The organism is Massilia sp. GER05 (genome assembly GCF_052056005.1).
Taxonomy (GTDB): Bacteria; Pseudomonadota; Gammaproteobacteria; order Burkholderiales; family Burkholderiaceae_D; genus Telluria; species Telluria orientalis.
This window is the reverse complement of the sequence record NZ_CP178858.1, coordinates 3,167,851-3,189,533: the sequence shown is the minus strand read 5'-3', so window position 1 is coordinate 3,189,533 and position 21,683 is coordinate 3,167,851. Positions and strand designations below refer to the sequence as shown.

The following is a 21,683-nucleotide window of genomic DNA, read 5'->3' as shown; positions in this document are numbered from 1 at the left end:
GGTTCATGGCTGGGAAATCGTGGGCTGGTCCTCCAGCGGATGGCGGACCAGGTGGTGTTCGTCCGCGTTGCGGCGGCGGAGCTTGTCGAGGTAGACGTAGACGACTGGCGTGGTCAGCAGCGTCAGGAGCTGGCTCGCGACCAGGCCGCCGATGATGGCGATGCCCAGCGGCTGGCGCAGCTCGGAGCCCTCGCCGAAGCCGATCGCCAGCGGCAGCGCGCCCAGCGCCGCGGCCAGGGTCGTCATCAGGATCGGACGGAAGCGCAGCAGGCACGCCTCGCGCACGGCGTCAGTGGCCGACAGGCCGCGCGCGCGCTCCGCTTCCAGCGCGAAGTCGATGATCAAAATCGCGTTCTTCTTCACGATGCCGATCAGGAGGAACACGCCGATCAGCGCGATGATGGAAAACTCCATGTGGAACAGCAGCAGCGCCAGCACGGCGCCCACGCCGGCCGACGGCAACGTCGACAGCACCGTGACCGGATGCACGAGGCTTTCGTACAGGATGCCGAGGACGATGTAGATGACGACGATGGCGGCGAGGATCAGCAGCGGCTGCTGCTGGTTCGATTCCTGCGCCTGCTTGGCCTGGCCCTGGAAGCTGCCGCGCACGTTGGTCGGCATGCCGATGTCGGCCTCCGCCTGCTTCACCGCCTGCTGCGCTTCCGACAGCGAGAAGCCCTCCGCGAGGTTGAACGAGATCGTCGTCGCCAGCTCGCCGTCCTGGTGGTTGACGGAGCTCGGCGTCGAGCGCTCGGCAAAATGCGCGATGGCGGACAGCGGCACCATCGTCGTGGCACTCGACGACAGGGCCGAGCCGCCGGACGGATCGCGCGCGGCCGTCAGGTTCGCGGGCGCGGCGGGGGTGCCGGCGGCGGTCGTGGGCGCGTTCTTGGCCGGCACGTACACGTCGTCCAGCGCGGCCGGCGAGCGCGCGTACTGCTGCGCAACGCCCATGATCACGTGGTACTGGTTCAACTCGTCGTAGATGTTGGCGACCTGGCGCTGGCCGAACGCGTCGTACAGCGCGTTGTCGATGTCCTTCGCGCTGATGCCGAGGCGCGCGGCCGTCTGCTTGTCGATGTCGACATAGGTCTCGACGCCGTTGTCCGCCTGGTCGGTGTCGACGTCGGTCAGCGCCTTCTGCCCCTTCATCGCGTCCGCCAGCTTCGTCGCCCACGTTTTCAGGTCGGCGCGGTTGTCGCTCTTCAGGGTGTACTGGTACGTGGAGTTGGACTGGCGCCCGCCCATGCGCAGGTCCTGCACGGGGTTCAGGAACAGCTGTACGCCCGTCACCTGCGCGAGCTTCGGACGCAGGCGCGCGATCACCGCCTGGCCGCTCTCGCCCTTGGCGCGCTCGTCGGCCGGTTTCAGGTTCAGGAACATGAAGCCGCCGCCCGCGCGCGAGCCGCCCGTGAAGCCGACGACGGTGTCCACGGCGGGATCGCTCTTGATGATGTTCACGAGCTGGCGCAGCTTGCCCTGCATGGCCTGGAACGAGATGCTCTGGTCCGCGCGCAGGCCGCCGTTGACCTGGCCCGTGTCCTGCTGCGGGAAGAAGCCTTTCGGTGCGGCCGAGAACAGGTACACGTTCAGGCCGACGACGAACACGAGGATCAGCATCACGAGCGCCTTCATGTCGAGCGCCCAGTCGAGCGCGTGCTCGTACGACTTCAGCACGCCGTCGAAGGCCCGCTCGGCCCAGCGCGCGAGGCGGCCCTGCTTGCGGCCCGCGTGGTCGTGCAGCTTCTGGCCCGGTTTCAGCAGCATCGCGCACAGCATCGGCGTCGTCGTCAGCGAGATGACGAGCGAGATCATCACGGCGGCCGACAGCGTGACGGCGAATTCGCGGAACAGCCGGCCCACCTGGCCGCCCATGAACAGCAGCGGGATGAACACGGCCACGAGCGACAGGCTGATGGACAGCACGGTAAAACCCACTTCCTGCGCGCCCAGCAGCGCCGCCTTCATGCGGTCCATGCCCTGCTCCACGTGGCGGCTCGTGTTTTCCAGCACGACGATGGCGTCGTCGACGACGAATCCCGTCGCCACCGTGAGCGCCATCAGCGATAGGTTGTTCAGGGAGAAGCCCAGCAGGTACATCACGCCGAAGGTGCCCAGCAGCGAGACGACGGTCGCCACGGCCGGCACGACGGTCGCGCGGACGCTGCGCAGGAACACGGAGACCACGAGCACGACGAGCAGGATCGAGATCATGAGGGTCATCTCGATCTCGTGCAGCGACGCGCGGATGGAATGGGTGCGGTCCGACGCGACCTGCATGCGCACGTCCTGCGGCAACTGGGCCTGCAGCTGCGGCAGCAGCGCGCGCACGCCGTCCACGGTCTCGATGACGTTGGCGCCCGGCTGGCTCGTCACCAGCACGATCACGGCGGGTTCGCCGTTGAACAGGCCCAGCGTGTTGATGTTCTCGACGCCGTCCCACACGGTGGCGACGTCCTGCAGCCGGATGGCGGAACCGTTGCGCCATGCGACGACGAGGCCCTTGTAGTCGGCCGCCGTGCGGCCATTGGTCGGCGTGTTCGCCTGCGAATAGATCTGCAGGCGCATGCCCTGCCCTTCCAGCGCGCCCTTCGGCCGGTTGGCGTTCGTCGCCTGGATGGCCGCGCGCACGTCCTCGGTCGACAGGCCGTACTGGTTCAGCTGGTACGGGTTCAGGTCGACGCGCACGGCCGGCAGCGAGCCGCCGCCGATCTCCACGTCGCCCACGCCCTTCACCTGCGCGAGCTTTTGCTGCACGACGTTCGACACGTCGTCGTAGATCTGGCCGGGCGAACGCGTCTTCGACGTCAGCGCCAGGATGATCACGGGCGCGTCGGACGGGTTGGCCTTGCGGTACGTCGGATTGCTGCGCAGGGTGGCCGGCAGGTCGGCGCGCGCCGCATTGATCGCGGCCTGCACTTCGCGCGCGGCGGAGTCGATCTGGCGCGTGAGGTCGAACTGCAGGTTGATGCGGGTGGAGCCGTTGCCGCTGCTGGACGTCATCTCGTTGACGCCCGCGATCACGCCCAGCCGCCGTTCCAGCGGCGTGGCGACCGACGTCGCCATCGTGTCCGGACTGCCGCCCGGCAGGTTGGCCGACACGGAGATCGCCGGGAAGTCGACCTGCGGCAGCGGCGACACGGGCAGCACGAAGAACGCGCCGATGCCCGCCAGCGCGATGCCGATGGTCAGCAGCACCGTCGCGATGGGCCGCTTGATGAACGGCTGCGAGAGACTCATGCGCCCGCTCCGCCGGGTTTCGCCGCGCCGCCTGGTTTAGCGGGTTCCGCGCCGCTCCAGCGCCGCGCGAGGCGGTCGAACGCGAGATAGATGACGGGCGTCGTGAACAGCGTGAGCAGCTGGCTGACGATCAGGCCGCCGAAGATCGCGAGGCCCAGCGGCCGGCGCAGCTCGGCGCCCTCGCCCCAGCCGAACATCAGCGGGATGGCGGCGAACAGCGCGGCCAGCGTCGTCATGATGATCGGACGGAAGCGCAGCATCGCGGCCTGGTGGATCGCCGTCCGCGGGTCCTTGCCCTCGTCGCGCTCGGCCTCGATGGCGAAGTCGATCATCATGATCGCGTTCTTCTTCACGATGCCGATGAGCAGGATGATGCCGATGATGCCGATGACGCCGAGACCCTGCCCCGTGATCCCCAGCGCCAGCAGCGCGCCGACGCCGGCCGACGGCAAGGTGGAGAGGATCGTCAGCGGGTGGATGTAGCTCTCGTACAGCACCCCAAGCACGATGTACACGCAGACGACGGCCGCGAGGATCAGCCACAGCTGGTTCGACAGCGACGCCTGGTACGCGCCGGACGCGCCGAGGAACGTCATGGTCACGGAGCCCGGCAGGCCGATCTCCTGCGCGACTTCCTTGATCGCGGCGACGGCGGTGCCCAGCTTGATGCCGGACGCGGTGTCGAAGCCGATGGTCGTCGCCGGGTACTGCGCCACGTGCGTGATCTGCAGCGGCGCGGCCTGCTCCGTGATGGAGGCGATCGCGGACAGCGGCGTCGGCGCGCCGGAGCCCGTGCGCAGCTGCAGGTCCGACAGCGCGTCGAGCGACATCTTGTCGTCCTGCTGCGCCTCCAGGATCACGCGGTACTGGTTCGTCTCCGTGAAGATGGTCGACACGATGCGCTGGCCGAACGCGCTGTACAACGCGTCGTCGACGTTCGATGCCGTCACGGACAGGCGCGACGCGCTGTCGCGATCGATGTTGACGTAGGCGGCTGCGCCGGTGGCGCCCGCATCCGTGACGACGTTCGCCAGCTCCTTGCGGCGCGCCATCGCCGCCACCATCCTGTGCGCCCACTCCGTCACCGTCTTCGTGTCCGCGCCTTCGATCGACAGGCGGTACTGGGTCGGGCCCGTCTCGGCGTCGATGGTGAGGTCCTGGGTCGGCTGCAGGTACAGCGTGACGCCGGCGACGTTCTGCGCCACGCGGCGGCGCAGGCGCTCCATGATGTCCTGCTGGTCGCCGTGCTTCGCCTTCAGGTTGATCAGCATGGTGCCCGTGTGGAGCATCGTGTTGTTGGCGGCATCCACGCCCACGGTCGACGCGAGCGATTCGACGTCCGGGTCGGCCAGGATCTCGCGCGCGGCGGCCTGCTGCATCGCGGCCATCGAACTGTACGAGATCGCCTGGCGCGCTTCCACGCGCGCCTGCAGCTGGCCCGTGTCCTGCGTGGGGAACAGGCTTTTCGGGATGAACGTCCACAGGATCGCCGTCAGCACGAGCGTTCCCAGCGCGACGAGCAGGGTCAGGCCCTGGCGTGCGAGGACCCAGTTCAGGCCGCGGTCGTAGTGGCCGACGGTCCAGTCGAAGAACGACTGGAACTTGCGGGCGAATGGGGTTTCGTGCGACTTGTCGTGCTGCTTGAGCCAGCGGGCCGACATCATCGGCACGAGCGTCAGCGACACGACGGCCGAGATCAGGATCGTGATCGCGAGCGACACGGCGAATTCGCGGAACAGCCGGCCCACGACGTCGCCCATGAACAGCAGCGGGATCAGCACGGCGATCAGCGACACGGTCAGCGAGATGATGGTGAAGCCGATCTGCGTGGCGCCCTTCAGCGCGGCGTCCATCGGCCTTTCGCCTTCCTCGATGTAGCGCGAGATGTTCTCGATCATGACGATGGCGTCGTCGACGACGAAGCCGGTCGCGATCGTCAGCGCCATCAATGACAGGTTGTTCAGGCTGTACCCGAGCAGGTACATGATGCCGAACGTGCCGACCAGCGAGATGGGCACGGCGAGGCTGGCGATCACGGTGGCGCGGACGCTGTGCAGGAACGCGAAGATCACGAGCACGACGAGGACGACGGCCAGCACGAGCTCGATCTGCACGTGTTCGACGGAGGCGCGGATGCCGTTCGTGCGGTCCGACAGCACGTCCATGTGGATGCTCTGCGGCAGGCTGGCCTGCAGCTCGGGCAGGCGCTGCTTGATGGCGTCCACGGTGGCGATCACGTTGGCGCCCGGCTGGCGCTGCACGTTCAGGATGATCGCGGGCTTCATGTTCGCCCATGCGCCGAGCTTGACGTTCTCCGCGCTGTCGACGACCTTCGCCACGTCGCCCAGGCGCACCGGCGCGCCGTTCTTGTACGCGACGATCAGGTTCGTGTAGTCGGGCACCGTCACCAGCTGGTCGTTGGCGTTGATGGTGTAGGCGCGCAGCGGGCCGTCGAAGCTGCCCTTGGCGCTGTTGGCGTTCGCGTTCGTGATCGCGGTGCGCAGCGTGTCGAGGCCGAGGCCGTTGGCGGCGAGCGCCTCGGTGTTGGCCTGGATGCGCACGGCCGGACGCTGGCCGCCCTGCAGGGTGACGAGGCCCACGCCCGTCACCTGGCTGATCTTCAGCGCGAGGCGCGTGTTGACGAGGTTCTGCACCTCCGTCAGCGGCATCGAATCGGACGTGATGGCGAGCGTCAGCACGGGCGCGTCGGCCGGGTTGACCTTGGCGTAGACCGGCGGCGCCGGCAGGTCGGTCGGCAGCAGCGAGCCGCCGGCATTGATCGCGGCCTGGACTTCCTGCTCGGCCACGTCGAGCGTCTGGCCCAGGGTGAACTGCAAGGTGATCACGGAGACGCCGGCCGCGCTGTTGGAACTCATGCGCGCCAGGCCCGACATCTGGCCGAACTGGCGTTCCAGCGGCGCCGTCACGGTGCGCGCCATCACTTCCGGACTCGCGCCCGGGTACAGCGTCTGCACCTGGATGGTCGGGAAGTCGACCTGCGGCAGCGCGGACAGCGGCAGGAATTTATAGCCGACGAGGCCAGCCAGCACGATCGCCAGCATCAGCAGCGACGTGGCGACGGGGCGACGGATGAATGGGGCGGATGGGCTCATCGAACAGCTCCGTTGCACGCGGGACCGTCGCACGCGAGACCGTCGCCCCGGCGAAGGCCGGGGCCCAATTTCGTCGAGCCGACGCGGCGCGAGCAGAACTTGGGTTCCCGCCTGCGCGGGAACGACGTGCTATTGGTACGGGCCCTGGCAAACGCCATCATTGCGCCGCCCCTTCCTGTTGGCGGCGGCGGTGCTGTCCGCCCTGGCCCGACTTGCCGCCCGCGGCACCGGCACCCTGCCCGCGCGCCGGATGCTCGCCCGGCAGCGTCACCTTCGCGCCATCCTTCAGGCGGTCGGCGCCTTCCGTGATGACGGTCTCGCCGCCTTTCAGACCGCTCGTGATCTCGACGCGCTCGGCGTCTTCCTCGCCCCGCTTCACGTTCGTCAGCGCGACGGTGCGGGTCTGCGGATTCAGCACGTAGACGTAGTCGCCGTTGGCGCCGTGGCGCAATGCCGTCACCGGCACCGTGATCGCGTTCTTGATGACGTTCACCTGCAGGCGCACGTTCACGAACTGGTTGGGGAACAGTTTCGACGCTTCGTTGCCGAAGCGGGCCTTGGCCTTGACGGTGCCGGTCGCGGTGTCGACCTGGTTGTCCAGCGCCATGAAGCGGCCCTGCGCCAGCTCGCGCGTGCGGGTGCGGTCCAGCGCCGTCGCGGGCAGCGTGGCGTTCGCGTTGATGCGCTCCTGGATCGCGGGCAGGTGGTCCTGCGGCACGGCGAATTCGACGTCGATCGGCGATTGCTGGGTGATGACGGCGATGCCGTTCGCGTCGCTGCTGGCCACCAGGTTGCCGATGTCCACCGTGCGCAGGCCCACGCGGCCGGCGATCGGGGCGCGCACCTGCGTGTAGCCGAGGTTGATCCGGGCGATGCCTTCGGCCGCCTTGTCGGTCGTCACGGCGCCCTGCAGCTGTTTCACGAGGGCCGCCTGCGTGTCGACGTCCTGGCGCGCGATCGAGTCCTGCTGGAGCAGGGTCTGGTAGCGGGACAGCAGGACCTTGGCCGATTCGAGCTGGGCCTCGTCGCGCTGGCGCTGGCCCGTCGCCTGCAGCAGCGCCATCTGGGACGGGCGCGGGTCGATGGTCGCCAGCACCTGGCCCTGCTTGACGAGCTGGCCTTCCGTAAACAGGATCTTCTGCAGCACGCCGCCGACCTGCGGCCGCACGGTCGCGACGGCGGCCGGGGTCACGGTGCCGAGGGCGTCCAGCACGATCGGGATGTCGGCGCGCTCGGCCTTGCCGACGCCGACCGTCGTGGCCGGCATGCCGCGCCCGCCGCCCGGACCACCGCGGCCCGCTCCGGGTCCGCCCGCGCCCTGCCTGCCGGCGCCGCCGGGCGCGCCCTGCGGCTGCTGGTGCACGAGGTGCCAGGCCAGCCAGCCCAGGCCGCCCATCGCGACGATGGCGATGAGGGTCCCGATGATGCGGGTGCGGCGCGAGCGCTTGGGTTGGGTCGGGGTTTTATTCTTGTCGGGTGTGACGGTCGAATCCATTCTGATCCCTGGTGGCCGAGTGTTCAAAAGCACAATAAATGTTCCTTTGAAATGTAGCACGGCCTGGCATTGCCTTATGTTTCGTAACGTACGGTGAGCGTATCCTCTCTCCAGGCACAGGAAGTTGCATCTTTACACGGCTTTACACAGAAGCCGCCTACATGCGGGGAGATCCAAACAAAACGGGCGCGGGAAGATTCCCACGCCCGTGTTGCAACGTATGGTTGCTTGACTACACGCTGTTACAAAGATTAACGCTCCGGAAAGGTTCAGGGCACCCCGCACAGGCAGTGCGTGACGGCCGCGAACGGCTGTTTGCGGTCGGCGACGGCCGACAGCCAGCCGAGGTCCCTGGCGATGCCCGCCGTCGCGTTGCCGCCCAGCGCGGCCGCGCCGAGGTCGACCGGCAGCAGGCCCAGCTTCACTTGCACGTTCAGGATCTGCGCGTCCGACAGGCCCATGCGTTCCAGCACCCGCTCGGCCAGCGTGGTCGGCTGCTCGGCATAGGTGACGCGGAAATCGTCGCCCAGCTTCGCGCGCTTGGCGGCCGAGCGCAGCGCGTCGCCGTAGCTGCCCAGGCGGTCGACGAGGCCGCGTTCCTTGGCCTGCGTGCCCGTCCACACGCGGCCCTGGCCCACTTCGTCGATCTTGGCCGGCGTCGTCTTGCGCGCGAGGGCGGCCTTGGTCGTGAACTCGTCGTACACGTGGTTGATGGCGGACTGGATCAGCTGGCCGAAGCGCGGATCGAGGGGGCGCAGCGGGTTATAGGCGTCCGCGAGCCACGTGGTCGTCACGCCGGCCGTGTGGATGCCCAGTTTGTCGACGACCTTGTCCGCGGTCGGCAGGATGGCGAACACGCCGATCGAGCCGGTGACGGTGGACGGGTCGGCGATGACTTCGTCGGCCGCCATCGAGATCCAGTAGCCGCCCGACGCGGCCACGTCGCCCATCGACACGACGACCGGCTTGCCGGCCGCGCGCGTCAGTTCCAGCTCGCGCCGGATCAGTTCCGAACCGTAGGCGCTGCCGCCCGGCGAATTGACGCGCAGGACGACGGCCTTCACCGACGAATCCTCGCGCACGCTGCGGATCAGGTTCGCCGTCGAGATGCCGCCGACCATGCCGGGACCGCCCGTGCCTTCCGTGATGTCGCCGGCCGCGACGACGACGGCGACCGCGTCGCCGAACGGCTTCTCCGGATGGCGTGCCACGTAGTCGCCGAAGCTCACCTGGCGGAAACTCTTGATGCGGTCGTCGTACGCACCGCGCTTGATGAACATGTCGCGCACTTCGTCGCGGGTCTTGACGCCGTCGATCAGCTTCCAGTCCAGCGCCACCCTGGCCGCGTTGCCGTTGGCCGCCTGCAGGCGCTGCGGCAGCTCGTCGATGCCTTTCGCGATCGACCCCGCCGGCAGCTTGCGCGCCTTCTCGACTTCGTCCGTGTACGCGGTCCACAGGCCGTTGTACAGGAACGCGTCCGCCTCCTGCGCGGCCGGCGACGGGCCGTTGCCGATGAACGGCTCCGCGAAGCTTTTATACGTACCGACCTTCATCAGGTTGACGGTGACGCCGACCTTGTCCAGCGCGTCGCGGTAGTAATTGCGGTGGCGGCCGAAACCTTCGATCAGCACCATGCCCATCGGATGCAGGTAGATCTCGCTGGCATGCGCGGCGATCAGGTAGCGCTTCTGGTCGAAGTTGCCGCCCCAGACGACCACGCGCTTGCCGGCCGCCTTCACGCGCTCGATGCCGGCGCCGATCTCGCGCACGGACGCGAGGCCGCCGCCATCCAGCTCGTCCAGCAGCACGAGGACTTCGCTCACGTTGCTGTCCTTCGCGGCGCCGTCCAGCGCCTTCAGCACGTCCGGCAGGCGCACGAGGCGGCGGCCGTTGCCCGACAGGCCGGCGACGACGGAATCGCGCACGCTGCCGGCGCGCGCCTCGACCAGTTCGCCCTTCAGGTCGAGCACGAGCGCCGTCTTGGGCGCCAGTGGCTTGAGGCCGCCGCCGAACAGGGCCCAGACGAAGGCGATCAGGATGACCAGGAAGATGAGGTTCAGCACGAAGCGGCGGGTGGCGTCGAGGCCGCGCCACAGCGCCTTGACGCCGCGACCCAGGGAGGAGAAAGGCTTGAATGACATTAGTGCTCCGGCTAGTTGAGATTCGGTTCGGTCAGTGCGGACGGCTCGGCGCGGCGCGAGATCGCGAACAGGCCGGCGAATACGAGGGCGCCGTTCACGATCAGCAGTTCGAGGCCGAGGCGGTAACTGCCCAGCAGCGCATGCTGGTAATACTCCAGCAGCGCGCACACGATCGGCGCGCCGATGGTCACCACGGGCACGAGGCGGTCGTGCAGCGTCCGCGTCGTCATCATGCCGAAGGCGAACAGACCGAGCAAGGGTCCGTATGTATAGCTGGCCAGTTTCAGGATGACGACGATCATGCTGGGATTGTCCACCCATTTGAACACGAGCACCATGGCCAGGAACAGCGCGGCGAACGCGAGGTGCACGTGGCGGCGCAGGCGCATGCGCTGGTGTTCCGTCAGGCCGGCGCGGCGCTTGATACCGAGGATGTCGATGCAGAACGTGGACGTCAGCGCCGTGATGGCGCCGTCGGCGCTGGGGAACAGCGCCGAGATCAGCGCGATCAGGAAGATGATCTGCACCGCGGCGGGCAGGTGGCCCATGACGACGGCCGGGAAGATCCTGTCGCCCGTCGCGGTGACGCCGGCGATGGGCGCGTACAGGTACAGCAGCCCGCCGAGGAACAGGAAGGCGCACAGCACGACGACCAGCACGGCGGTCAGGCTCAAGAGGTTCTTCTGCGAATCCCGCAAGGTCTTCACGGAGATCGTCTTCTGCATCATTTCCTGGTCCATGCCCGTCATCGTCAACACGATGAAGACGCCGGCCACGATCTGCTTGAGCCAGTAGCCGGGGCTGTCCGGGTCGTGCGTGAACACGCGCGCGAGGCCCCTGTCCTGCATCTGCCGCAGCGCCTCGGGGATCGTCAGGTCGAGCTGGCCCAGCATGAACGCGACGCAGGCGAACAGGCCGGCCAGCATGCACGTGGTCTGCAGCGTATCGGTCCAGACGATGGTCTTCACGCCGCCCTGATAGGTGTACAGCAGGATCATGCCGAGGATGACGAAGGTCGTCAGCCAGAACGGGATGCCGAGGCTGTCGAGGATGATCGTCTGCAGGACGGCGACGACGAGGTACAGCCGCGCCGTGGCGCCGAACAGGCGCGACAGGATGAAGAACCCGGCGCCGCTCTGGTAGGCGCGCCGGCCGAGGCGCACGTCGAGGTAGTGGTAGATCGAGGTCAAGCGGAGGCGGTAGTACAGCGGCAGCAGCAGGACAACGACGGCGATGTAGCCGACCACGTAGCCGATGAGGATTTGCGCATAGCCGAAGCCGTCGGCCCCGACGGCGCCCGGCACGCTGATGAAGGTGGCGCCGGACAGCGTGGTGCCGACCATGCCGAACGCGACGAGCATCCAGTTGCTGCTCTTGTTACCGATGAAAAAACTGTCGTTGTTGGCACCCCGCCCCGTGGCCCAGGCGACGCCGAGCAGCAGGGCGAAATACGCGATGAGGATGCAGAAAAGTAAAGCCGGGGACATCGGGGATCCAAAAAGTTGTCTGATCGCCCGGCAATATACACCCAAGGCGCGGCAGCGGGCTTTCAGCCGACGGGCGGCAGGGATTGCCGGGCACGGATGATGTTGATCAGGGCGCGCAGCGCCGGATGGCTGTGGCGCCGGCTGCTGTAGTACATGTGGAAAGGCTCGCCGCGCGCGGCGAACGCATCCAGCACGATGCGCAGGCTGCCCTCGGCCAGTTCGCCCGCGATCCTGGATTCGAGAAGATAGGCCAGGCCCGCGCCGGATTTCGCCACGGCGATCGTCGTGGCCGTATCGTTGATCGTGACCGGTCCCGGCACACGGATCCGGCGCCGTTCGCCGTCGACGTCGAATTCCCACTTGTAGGCCGAGTTATCACCGAGCAGCAGTTGCAGGCACCGGTGCCGCGCCAGGTCGTCGGGATGCGCCGGCTCGCCGTAGTTGGCCAGATACGCCGGGGCCGCCGCCACGACCCAGCGCTGGGGGCCGCTCAGGGGCACGGCGACCATGTCTTCCGGAACGTAATCCCCATACCGGACGCCGGCATCGTAGCCTTCCTCGACGATATCGATGGGCCGGTCTTCCACGACGACGGTCAGCCGTACGTCGGGATAGACACGGGCGAACGCCACGATCGCCGGCTCGATCAGCAGATGGGCCGCGTCCGCGAACACGTTGATGCGCAGTTCGCCATGCGCGGGCGTGGCCGAGTCGATGAGCCCGAGCGCCGCACCGATCGCGTCGAAGCCGTCCTCCAGGCGTTTTGCAAGTTCGAGGCCGATGTCGGTCGGGGTGACGGAACGCGCGGAACGGTTCAGCAGCTTCACGGCGAGGCGCGCTTCCAGCCGGCGCATGGCGTGGCTGGCCGCCGAGGGCGACAGGCCCAGCTGGATCGCGGCCGCCTTGAAGCTGCGCGTGCGCACGATGGCGAGGAACAGGCGCAGGTCGGCGAAATCGACGCGATCGATCAGGGACATGGTTGAGAGAGAATCATCGCCGCGATGAATGCGGCTCATCTTTGAATAATAGCACTGCGGCAAGGCTGAGCGGTATAAAGATGGCTCGACAACTCGCGACCATCCCCATGCCCATGTCATCTCGCAGCGAACTCAACATCCCGGACCTTGCCGGCAAGCGCATCCTCGTCACGGGGGCCTCGGCCGGCATCGGCGCAGCGGTTGCGCTCGGGTTCCTCGGGCAAGGCGCCCGTGTGGCGATCCACTACGGCGCCAACCGCGCCGGCGCCGAGCGCGTCGCCGCCGGCGCACCGGACCGTGCCGTGGTCGTCCACGGCGACCTGGCCGACCTGGCCGACACCGGGCGCGTCGTGCACGAGGCCGCCCGCCTGCTCGGCGGCCTCGACGGCATCGTGAACAATGCCGGCAACATGCTCGGCCGCATCCCGACGGAAGCGGCGACGGCCGATCATTTCGACCAGGTCGTCGATCTCAACGCCCGTTCGGTGTGGCAGGCCAGCATCACGGCAGTGCCCTACCTGCGCCAGGCCGGCGGCGGCTTCATCATCAACACGACGTCGATTGCCGCGCGCAACGGCGGCGGCCAGGGGGCGGTCCTGTATGCCGCAGCGAAGAGTTTTGTCAGCAATCTCACGCGCGGGCATGCGAAGGAGTTCGTGGCCGACGGTATCCGCGTCAACGCCGTCGCGCCCGGGGTGATCCAGACGGCCTTCCATGACCGCTACACGCCCGCCGACCTGCTGTCGGCCCAGGTCGGCACGATCCCGATGGGGCGCGCCGGCACCCCGGAAGAGTGCGTGGGCGCATACCTGTTTCTCGCTTCGAAAGAACTGTCCGGCTATCTCACTGGCCAGGTCATCGAAGTCAATGGTGGACAACTGATGGTTTAAGAAGGGAAGAAGATGCAACAAAGAAAACTGGGCCGCACCGGTGCGGCAGTCTCGGAAATCGGCTTCGGCGCCTGGGCGATCGGCGGCTCCTGGGGCGATGTCAGCGTGGAGGACGCCAAGGGCGCGCTGCATGCGGCCCTCGACAATGGCGTCACGTTCATCGATACCGCCGACGTGTATGGCGACGGCCGTTCCGAACGGCTCATCGCGGACGTGCTCGCGGAACGCGGCGGCGAGCGGCCGTTCGTGGCCACCAAGGCCGGGCGCCGCCTGTCGCCCCACGTGGCGGAAGGCTATACGAAGGCCAACCTGACGGCGTTCGTCGAGCGGTCGCTGCGCAACCTGCGCGTCGACTGCCTGGACCTCGTGCAGCTGCATTGCCCGCCGACGCCGGTCTTTTATCGGCCGGACGTCTTCGGCGCCATGGACGACCTGGCCGCGGCCGGCAAGATCCGGCACTACGGCGTCTCCGTCGAGAAGGTCGAAGAGGGCCTGAAGGCCATCGACTACCCGAATGTCGCCACCGTGCAGATCATCTACAACATCTTCCGCCAGCGTCCGGCCACGCTGTTCTTCGCGGAAGCGGCGCGGCGCGGCGTCGGCGTGATCGTGCGCGTCCCGCTCGCGTCGGGGCTGCTGACCGGGAAGATGAGCGCCAGCACGACGTTCGCCGCGGACGATCACCGCGCGTTCAACCGCGAGGGGGAATCGTTCGACAAGGGCGAGACGTTTGCCGGCGTCCCGTACGACCTCGCGCTCGAGGCCGTCGAACGGATCCGCGGACTGGTGCCGGGCGGCGCGACGATGGCGCAATTCGCGCTGCGCTGGATCCTGATGGAGCAAAGCGTCAGCACGGTGATCCCGGGCGCCAGGAATGCCGCGCAGGCCAGCGCGAACAGCCAGGCCAGCGCGCTGGACGCCATTTCGCCGGAAGCGATGGAACAGCTGCGCGCGCTGTACCGCGAGCGGATCGCACCTCACGTGCACCATCTCTGGTGATCGTCGACATGAAGAGACATCTCGTTGCCCTCCTCCTCGCGGCCTGCGCGCCGCTGCACGCCGCCGAACCCTCCACGCCAAAGACGGTCAGGCTGGCCATCGACGCCACGCAGGTCAAGGGCCCCTTGACGCCCATCTGGGCCTGGTTCGGCTACGACGAACCGAATTACACGACGGCGCCCAACGGCAAAAAACTGCTGAGCGACATCGCCGCCCTGAGCCCGGTCCCGGTCCACGTCCGCACGCACAACCTCATGACGTCGGGCGACGGCAGCTATGCGCTCAAGTGGGGCTCGACGAATATGTACAGCGAAGACAAGGACGGCAAGCCGGTCTACGACTGGACCATCATCGACGGCATCTTCGACACGTACATCGAACGCGGCATGAAGCCGCTGGCGCAGATCGGCTTCATGCCGGAAGCGCTGTCGCAGCGCCCGCAACCGTACCGCCACCACTGGAAGCCGGGCCCGCCCTACCCGGCGCTCTTCACCGGCTGGGCCACGCCGCCGAATGACTACGCCAAGTGGTCCGAGCTGGTCTACCAATGGGTCAAGCACAGCGTGGCGCGCTACGGGCAGAAGGAAGTCGAGAGCTGGTACTGGGAAGTGTGGAACGAGCCGGATCTCTCTTACCTGGTCGCGGCGGACTCGAAGCGCGAGTACTTCAAGATGTACGACTACGCGGCCGACGCGGTGAAGCGCGCGCTGCCGACGGCGCGCATCGGCGGCCCGCACACGGCCGGCGCGGGCCGCTTCATGGACGACTTCCTGGAGCACTGCCTGCACGAGACCAACTACGCGACCGGCAAGACCGGCACGCCGCTGGACTTCGTCGCGTTCCACGCCAAGGGCGCGCCGAAGGTCGTCGACGGCATCGTGCGGATGGGCATGGACGCGCACTTCCGTCACCTCGACGAAGGCTTCGCGCTCGTCGAAAAATACCCAGAACTGAAAAACATCCCCGTCATCATCGGCGAATCCGATCCGGAAGGCTGCGCCGCCTGCGGCATGCAGACCAACCCGGAAAACGCCTACCGCAACGGCACGCTGTACGCCAGCTACACGGCCGCGTCGATCGCGCGCGAGTACGACCTGGCCGCGCGGCGCGGCGTGAACCTGATCGGCGCGGTGAACTGGTCGTTCGAATTCGAAGACCAGCCGTGGTTCGCGGGCTTCCGCGACCTGGCGACCAATGGCGTCAACAAGCCGGTGCTGAACGTGTTCCGCATGCTCGGCAAGATGCGCGGCGAGCGCGTGGCGGTGACGGGCGACCGCGCCTACGACGCGGCCCGCATCCAGGCCGCCGGCGTGCGCGGCGCGCGCACCGACATCGATGCACTGGCGGCGAAGGACGCGCACAGCGTGTCCGTCCTGGTCTGGAACTACCACGACGACGACATCATCGACGCCGGCTCACCGGTCGAGCTTCACATCGCCGGCATTCCCGCCAGACAGGTGCAGATGCGCCACTACCGCATCGACCAGGAGCACAGCAATTCGTACGCCGCGTGGAAGCGCATGGGGTCGCCCGCGCATCCGACGGCGGCGCAGGTGGCCGAGCTGCGGAAGGCGAGCGAACTGGCGCAAATGGAGGCCGCGACGGTGGCGACGCAGGATGGCGCCGCCACGGTCAGGATGCAGTTGCCGCGGCAGGCGGTGTCGCTGGTGACACTCACCTACTGAATCGAAGACCGGAATTATTGGTCAGATCCCCTGCCCCGGCATCCGCTCGAACGGCCCGATGCATGCCTCCATCGTCTCGTCGCGGCACATCACGAAGCGCGCGCCGGATGGGTGGAAGCGGATGTAGTTGGTGGCGCGCGTGCCCGGCTTCATGATCTCGCCGGAGCAGTCCTGCTTGCCATTGTCCTTCACGATCTTGTCGTCGAGTTTATAAAACCCCTTGGCGCTGGGTTTTTCGGCGACCGTGAACTCGCTTTCCGACACTTCGTCCGCGCTTTTCACGAGCGTGGTGCCGTCGCCGCGGAAGTGGTACGTCTCGGAACAGCCGAGCTGCGGGATCGCGAGGATCCAGATGCCCAGCAAGGGATGCGCCGCGGAGGGTGCGGCTGCCTGGGACGGCAGCGCGGCGGTGGCGAGGAGGCAGGCGAAGAGACCGGTGAGCGTGCGCATGGTGGGCCTTTGCATGACAGTGGACGCGGGGGCGTTATTGTCATTATTGCACAGGCCCGGATGGGACGCGCGCGCATAAAGCACCGTCGTCCCCGCCTGCGCGGGAACGACGAGGTGTCAGCTGTTCTCGGGCGGCGTCTTCGGCTTGGCCGGCCGGCGCGGCGCACGTGTCGCCGGCTTGCGCGACGGTGCCTTGTGCGCCGGGCGGGTCGACTTCTTGCGGGCCTGTTTCGCCGCCGCATCGTCGTCCTCGCCTTCCGCCGCAACCGGCTCGGCGGGCGCGGCTTGGACGTCCGCAGCCTGCGCATCCGGCGCCGCGGCGCTGTCTTCCCGAGCCACCGCCTCCGCGGTCACGGCCGTGCCGGCGGCCTCTTCCTTGCGCTTGCGCGGCGTGCGCGTCGTGCGGCGGCGTTCCTTCACCGGCGCGGGCGCTTCTTCGGCGACCGCGACGGGCTCCTCGGCCGCAACGACAGGCTCCGGCGCCTCGGCCAGGTCCGGCGTCGGCGCGGGCCAGGTGGCGATCGCGGCTTCCTCGGACACCGGCACGGCGTCCTGCGCCGCTTCGAGCGCGGGCGCGGGGGCCTGCCCTTCGCGGCCCTTGCGTCCGCGGCCGCCGCGGCGGCGCGGTTCGCGGGCGGCGGCCGGGATTTCCGTCGGCTGCTCGCCCTGGGTTTCGGCGGCCAGTTCGTCGCCGGTTTCCTGGACCGCCGGCTCGGCCATCACCTGCGGCTGCTCGACGGCCGGCTCCGCCGGCGCGGCGTCGACCGGCTGCAGGTCGACCTGGGCGTTGGCGCCGCGGAAGACATAGGTGCCGGATTTTTCGTCGCGGCCGAATTCGAACAGGCCGCGCGTCTGCGCCTCTTCCAGCAGGTTGCCGAACGTGCGGAAGCCGTAATAGGTCTCGGAGAAGTCCGGACGGCGGCGCTTCAGCGTGTCCTTCAGCAGCGAGGCCCAGATCTTGCCGGTGTCGCCGCGTTCGGAGACGAGCGCGTCGAAGGTCTCGACGACCATCTCGAGCGCCTGCAGCTTGCGCGCTTCCATGTCTTCGCGCTTGCGGTTGTTCTCGTCCGACGGACGGCGGCCCTGCTGCGGCTGGGCCTTGCGCTCGTCGCGCTTGGCGGCGGCGCGGCGCTGTTCGCGCACGAGGTCGTCGTAGAAGATGAATTCGTCGCAGTTGGCGACCAGCAGGTCCGACGTCGACTGCTTGACGCCGACGCCGATCACCCGTTTCGCGTTTTCGCGCAGCTTGGAGACGAGCGGCGAGAAGTCCGAGTCGCCCGACACGATCACGAACGTGTTCACGTGCGATTTCGTGTAGCACAGGTCGAGCGCGTCCACGACCATGCGGATGTCGGCGGAATTCTTGCCCGACTGGCGCACGTGGGGGATTTCGATCAGTTCGAAGTTCGCTTCATGCATCGTCGCCTTGAAGCCCTTGTAGCGATCCCAGTCGCAATAGGATTTCTTGACCACGATGCTGCCCTTGAGCAGCAGGCGTTCGAGGACGGGCTTGATGTCGAACTTCTCGTAATTCGCATCGCGCACGCCGAGTGCGACGTTTTCGAAGTCGCAGAACACCGCCATGCTGATATTGTCTGGAGATGAAGCCATGTGTGTTGTTGTGTGGTTGGTAGACAAGCTGACCACGGATTATACGCAACAACGCCGACGGCGCCGCCGCGGACGTGTCCGGTGTCCGCGCGGTCAGCCCAGCCGCTCCAGCGTGGCCGGGTCGGGACGGCCGTCGAAGAACTGGTCCAGGCAGGTCTGGAAGATCGCTTCGTGGGGCGCGACGTCGGCAAACAGGGTCATCGAGGAATGGAATTTCAGGTTGTCCGGGTGACCGAAGATCTCGTCGACGCCGCGGTCGTCGTGGCCGGCGACGGCCGTCGCGCAGGCGCGCAGGCGCGGGCCCAGCACGGGATGCGCGAGGTAGGCCGCGGCTTCGTCGGCGGAACGGAGCGCATAGCGCTGCGCCATCGCGCTGTGGCCCAGCCCCGCGATCTGCGGAAAGATGAACCACATCCAGTGAGTGCGCTTGTGGCCGGCGCGCAGCTCGGCCAGCGCCGCGTCGTAGACGCCGTTCTGGGCTTCCACGAAGCGTTCGAGGTTGAAGTCGGTTGCCATCGATAGTCCTCCTGACCGCATGCTACGCCATGTTTGTTAAAGTGGCGCCACCATGAAGCCCGAACACCTCACTCTCCTCCTCACCCGCGAAATGCCCTACGGCAAGTACAAGGGCCGCAGGATCGCCGACCTGCCCGGCCACTACCTGGGCTGGTTCGCCCGCGAAGGCTTTCCCAAGGGCGAGCTGGGCGAGCTGCTCGCCCTCATGTACGAAATCGACCATAACAACCTGCGCAGCCTGCTCGATCCGTTGAAGCGTTGACTATACAGTCTAGCCTGTATATTATCGGGCGCGTCCACCGCCGGACAGTGACCGAGGAATCCCCATGCCGCATGCAGACCCGAAGGATGTCGTACGCCGTTTCAACCTGGATGTCATCGAGCGCGGCGACCGCGCGGCCTTCGAGGCGTTGATGCTGCCGTCGTTCGTCAACCGCACGGCGCCGCCCGGCGCGGCGGATGGGCCGGAGAGCATGTGGCAAACGTTCGACCGCGTGCTGCGCCCGGCGCTGTCGGACCTGCGGGTCGAGATCCACGACCAGGTCGCGGAAGGCGCGAAAGTCACGTCGCGCAAGACCATCCGCGGCCGCCACACGGGCACGCTGCTGGGCGTCGCCGCGACGGGCCGCGACGTGGCGATCGACGTCATCGACATCGTCCGGATCGAGGATGGCCGCTATGCCGAGCACTGGGGCGTGAACACGCTGGCGGCCGTGCTGGCCGGCCTGCGCCAGGGCTGATCGAGGAAAAGCTCAGCGTGCCGGATCGGCCAGGCGCCCGATCAGGCGGACGGCCGCGCGCAGCTCGGCGCATTCGCCGGGTGTCAGCCGCTCTGCGATGATGTCCGCGATGTGGGCGGCACGCGCGGCGCGCAGGGCGCGCAGCCGCTCGCGTCCCTGCGCCGTGACGGCGAACAGCACGCTGCGGCCGTCGTGCGGGTCCGGCATGCGCTCGATGAGACCGTCTTCTTCCAGCTGCGCCGTCACGAGGCGCATGCTCTGGTGCTTGACGTTGCGGACCTGGGCCAGCGCGGCGATGTTCGCCGGGCCGCCGCGGTCGAGCAGTTCCAGCGTGTCCGAACCGGCCGAACGGGGCGTGTCCGTGTCGTAGCGGACGGACCGCACGAACGCGCTCACGGCGCTGCGCAGGTCTTCGGCAAGGTCGGCGACGTCGGGGCTCGGGCGGGTCATGGCATTCCTTTACACGGGGCGGCCGGAGTGTACCGCATCGGCCGGCACCATCATCGAATTTTTCGATGCAAGAACGGAAAATAACTCGTTTTTCAACGGCGCAGGCTGTCCCTATACTGGCTTCCATCGACACACGAACACACAAGGAGCAGATCATGATGGAAGTCCGCAGGAGCGAAGAACGGGGCGCCGCCCACCACGGCTGGCTGATGTCCAAACACAGCTTTTCGTTCGCCGATTATTACGACCCGCGCCACAGCGGCTACGGCCCGCTGCTGGTGATCAACGAAGACCGCGTCGCCCCGGGCGCCGGCTTCGGCACGCACGGCCACCGCGACATGGAGATCATCTCGTACGTGCTGGACGGCGCGCTGGAACACAAGGACAGCATGGGCACCGGCTCCGTGCTGCACTACGGCGACGTGCAGCGCATGAGCGCCGGCAGCGGCGTGCGTCACAGCGAGTTCAACGGATCGAAGACGGATCCCGTGCACTTCCTGCAGATCTGGATCGAGCCGGACACGAAAGGCATCCCGCCCAGCTACGAGGAAAAGCATTTTTCGACCGACAGCAAGAAGGGCAAGCTGCGCCTGGTCGCCTCGCGCGACGGCCGCCAGGACACCGTGCTGATCCACCAGGACGCGTCGATCTATGCCGCGATCCTGGACGAAGGCGACAAGGTCGAACATGCGCTCGACAGCGAGCGCCTGGCCTACGTCCACGTGATCCGCGGCGACGTCACCGTCAACGGCGTGCCGCTGAAGGATGGCGATGCGCTCAAGATCGGTGGCGAGGAACGGGTCGTGTTCGACAAGGCCGAGGCGGCGGAACTCCTGCTGTTCGACCTGCCGGCTTGATACGATGGCGGGACCTCCTCGGGTACTGGCGGTGGATCTTGCCGGTTTTGACCGTCGATAACGTTTGCGGTGCGCGTAAGCTCGACATTTGCTGCTCCTGTAACCATCAGGGAGCACGAAATGGCGAACGACGTGTATTCGCAAATCGACGGGATCAAGGGCGAGTCCATCGATGACAAGCACAACGAGTGGATCGAAGTCGTGCGACACGAGGCCGCTTGAACGAGTCGTGCCCGCTCTCATCGAGGGCACCACCAGTGTCACCTGGCGCACCCGGGGGTCTGAATCAAGGTGCGAATAGATCGCCTGCATGCCACAATCGCGCGTCGAATGTTAAACACCCCGGTATACTGAAGCCCTACGGCAACTTTCGACGCCAACAACATGAGCGCACAACCCAGCGTCCTCGTCGTCGAGGATGATGTCCATATCGCCCACGTCCTCGGCTTCATGCTCGAGCGCCAGGGTTATCGCGTCATCCACGTGGCCGACGGCCGCGCCGCCGTCCGGCATGTCGTGTCGCAGCGCGCGCCCGACCTCGTGCTGCTGGACGTGATGTTGCCGTACGTGGACGGGTTCGAGATCGTGGGCGTGATCCGCGCGCAGGCCGGCTGGGAAGCCGTCCCCGTCCTCATGCTGACCGCCAAGAACACGGAGCGCGACACCGTGCGCGCCCTCGACGCCGGCGCCAACGACTTCATCATCAAGCCGTTCCAGCCGCAGGAATTGCTGGCACGCCTGCGCCGCTTCCTGAAGACCCCCGCATGATCCCGCACGCGTGCCGGCGGACCTGCCGCCGGAGCGTTTGCCGCCCCGATGCCCTGCTGGCATCGCTCACCGACCGCTTCGCCGCCGATACTCCGCGATTTCCTCGCCGCGTTGACGATCTTCGCAATTGAACGACACCGGATGCCGCTCGCAGAATGGCCGGACGCACGAAGAAGGCGACGCGGCGGATCGGTGCGATACGGCCGACGACACCCGCCAGGCAGATGATGGAGATTACATATCAAACACATCTATTTCTGG

The 21,683-nt window shown here is 67.4% G+C and carries 17 protein-coding genes and 1 pseudogene; 8 read left to right on the top strand and 10 right to left on the bottom strand.

The window, feature by feature from the left end; all coding sequences use genetic code 11:
• Nucleotides 1-3: 3 nt before the first annotated feature.
• From ACL58G_RS14315 to ACL58G_RS14290, 6 genes are all read right to left on the bottom strand, one after another.
• Nucleotides 4-3,243, bottom strand: coding sequence for an efflux RND transporter permease subunit (locus ACL58G_RS14315; RefSeq protein WP_413384499.1), 3,240 nt, complete (start codon nt 3,241-3,243; stop codon nt 4-6).
• Nucleotides 3,240-6,356, bottom strand: coding sequence for an efflux RND transporter permease subunit (locus ACL58G_RS14310; protein ID WP_440967460.1), 3,117 nt, complete (start codon nt 6,354-6,356; stop codon nt 3,240-3,242). Before ACL58G_RS14310 ends, ACL58G_RS14315 begins: the two co-directional genes overlap by 4 nt.
• Nucleotides 6,357-6,513: 157 nt before the next feature.
• A complete protein-coding gene (locus tag ACL58G_RS14305; protein WP_440967458.1) occupies nt 6,514-7,851 on the bottom strand; it encodes an efflux RND transporter periplasmic adaptor subunit in 1,338 nt (445 codons plus the stop codon).
• Nucleotides 7,852-8,120: 269 nt separating this feature from the next.
• Complete coding sequence (gene sppA / locus ACL58G_RS14300) at nt 8,121-9,992, bottom strand: signal peptide peptidase SppA (RefSeq protein ID WP_440967456.1); 1,872 nt, start codon at nt 9,990-9,992, stop codon at nt 8,121-8,123.
• An 11-nt stretch (nt 9,993-10,003) separates the two neighbouring features.
• Nucleotides 10,004-11,479, bottom strand: coding sequence for a sodium:solute symporter (locus ACL58G_RS14295; RefSeq protein ID WP_413384489.1), 1,476 nt, complete (start codon nt 11,477-11,479; stop codon nt 10,004-10,006).
• Between the two features lie 62 nt (nt 11,480-11,541).
• Nucleotides 11,542-12,456 carry a LysR family transcriptional regulator gene (locus ACL58G_RS14290; protein ID WP_413384488.1) on the bottom strand — a complete coding sequence of 305 codons (915 nt, stop codon included), beginning with the start codon at nt 12,454-12,456 and terminating at the stop codon, nt 11,542-11,544.
• A 113-nt stretch (nt 12,457-12,569) separates the two neighbouring features.
• Between ACL58G_RS14290 and ACL58G_RS14285 the strand changes: the two genes are divergently transcribed.
• The 3 genes from ACL58G_RS14285 to ACL58G_RS14275 are packed head-to-tail and all read left to right on the top strand — an operon-like array spanning nt 12,570 to nt 16,030.
• On the top strand, nt 12,570-13,346 hold the full coding sequence (locus ACL58G_RS14285; RefSeq protein ID WP_413385978.1) for an SDR family NAD(P)-dependent oxidoreductase: 777 nt from the start codon (nt 12,570-12,572) through the stop codon (nt 13,344-13,346).
• A 12-nt stretch (nt 13,347-13,358) separates the two neighbouring features.
• Complete coding sequence (locus ACL58G_RS14280; protein ID WP_440967455.1) at nt 13,359-14,345, top strand: aldo/keto reductase; 987 nt, start codon at nt 13,359-13,361, stop codon at nt 14,343-14,345.
• Between the two features lie 8 nt (nt 14,346-14,353).
• The gene (locus ACL58G_RS14275; RefSeq protein ID WP_440967453.1) at nt 14,354-16,030 is read left to right on the top strand and encodes a GH39 family glycosyl hydrolase; all 1,677 of its coding nucleotides are present in this window, start codon (nt 14,354-14,356) and stop codon (nt 16,028-16,030) included.
• Nucleotides 16,031-16,051: 21 nt separating this feature from the next.
• Here ACL58G_RS14275 and ACL58G_RS14270 read toward each other — a convergent pair whose 3' ends face one another.
• From ACL58G_RS14270 to ACL58G_RS14260, 3 genes are all read right to left on the bottom strand, one after another.
• Complete coding sequence (locus ACL58G_RS14270; protein WP_413384477.1) at nt 16,052-16,480, bottom strand: hypothetical protein; 429 nt, start codon at nt 16,478-16,480, stop codon at nt 16,052-16,054.
• A 117-nt stretch (nt 16,481-16,597) separates the two neighbouring features.
• Nucleotides 16,598-18,091: an NYN domain-containing protein gene (locus tag ACL58G_RS14265; protein WP_440967451.1), complete on the bottom strand. Its 1,494-nt coding sequence runs from the start codon at nt 18,089-18,091 to the stop codon at nt 16,598-16,600.
• A gap of 93 nt (nt 18,092-18,184) precedes the next feature.
• Complete coding sequence (locus ACL58G_RS14260) at nt 18,185-18,607, bottom strand: DUF1810 domain-containing protein (protein ID WP_440967449.1); 423 nt, start codon at nt 18,605-18,607, stop codon at nt 18,185-18,187.
• Between the two features lie 52 nt (nt 18,608-18,659).
• Between ACL58G_RS14260 and ACL58G_RS14255 the strand changes: the two genes are divergently transcribed.
• Both ACL58G_RS14255 and ACL58G_RS14250 read left to right on the top strand, forming a co-directional pair.
• The gene (locus tag ACL58G_RS14255; protein WP_413384470.1) at nt 18,660-18,869 is read left to right on the top strand and encodes a DUF3820 family protein; all 210 of its coding nucleotides are present in this window, start codon (nt 18,660-18,662) and stop codon (nt 18,867-18,869) included.
• 64 nt (nt 18,870-18,933) lie between these two features.
• Nucleotides 18,934-19,347, top strand: a complete 414-nt coding sequence (locus tag ACL58G_RS14250) for an ester cyclase (protein ID WP_440967447.1) — start codon at nt 18,934-18,936, stop codon at nt 19,345-19,347.
• A 12-nt stretch (nt 19,348-19,359) separates the two neighbouring features.
• On the opposite strand, the gene ACL58G_RS14245 is transcribed toward ACL58G_RS14250, so the two are convergent.
• On the bottom strand, nt 19,360-19,797 hold the full coding sequence (locus ACL58G_RS14245; protein ID WP_440967445.1) for a MarR family winged helix-turn-helix transcriptional regulator: 438 nt from the start codon (nt 19,795-19,797) through the stop codon (nt 19,360-19,362).
• A gap of 155 nt (nt 19,798-19,952) precedes the next feature.
• Here ACL58G_RS14245 and ACL58G_RS14240 point away from each other — a divergent pair, with 155 nt between their 5' ends.
• The 3 genes and pseudogenes from ACL58G_RS14240 (at nt 19,953) to ACL58G_RS14230 (ending at nt 21,422) form a co-directional block, all read left to right on the top strand.
• Nucleotides 19,953-20,654: a pirin family protein gene (locus ACL58G_RS14240; RefSeq protein WP_440967444.1), complete on the top strand. Its 702-nt coding sequence runs from the start codon at nt 19,953-19,955 to the stop codon at nt 20,652-20,654.
• A gap of 120 nt (nt 20,655-20,774) precedes the next feature.
• Nucleotides 20,775-20,852, top strand: a pseudogene (locus ACL58G_RS14235) (Hcp1 family type VI secretion system effector); the annotation flags it as partial.
• 186 nt (nt 20,853-21,038) lie between these two features.
• The gene (locus tag ACL58G_RS14230) at nt 21,039-21,422 is read left to right on the top strand and encodes a response regulator transcription factor (protein WP_413340377.1); all 384 of its coding nucleotides are present in this window, start codon (nt 21,039-21,041) and stop codon (nt 21,420-21,422) included.
• The last annotated feature ends 261 nt before the right edge of the window (nt 21,423-21,683 follow it).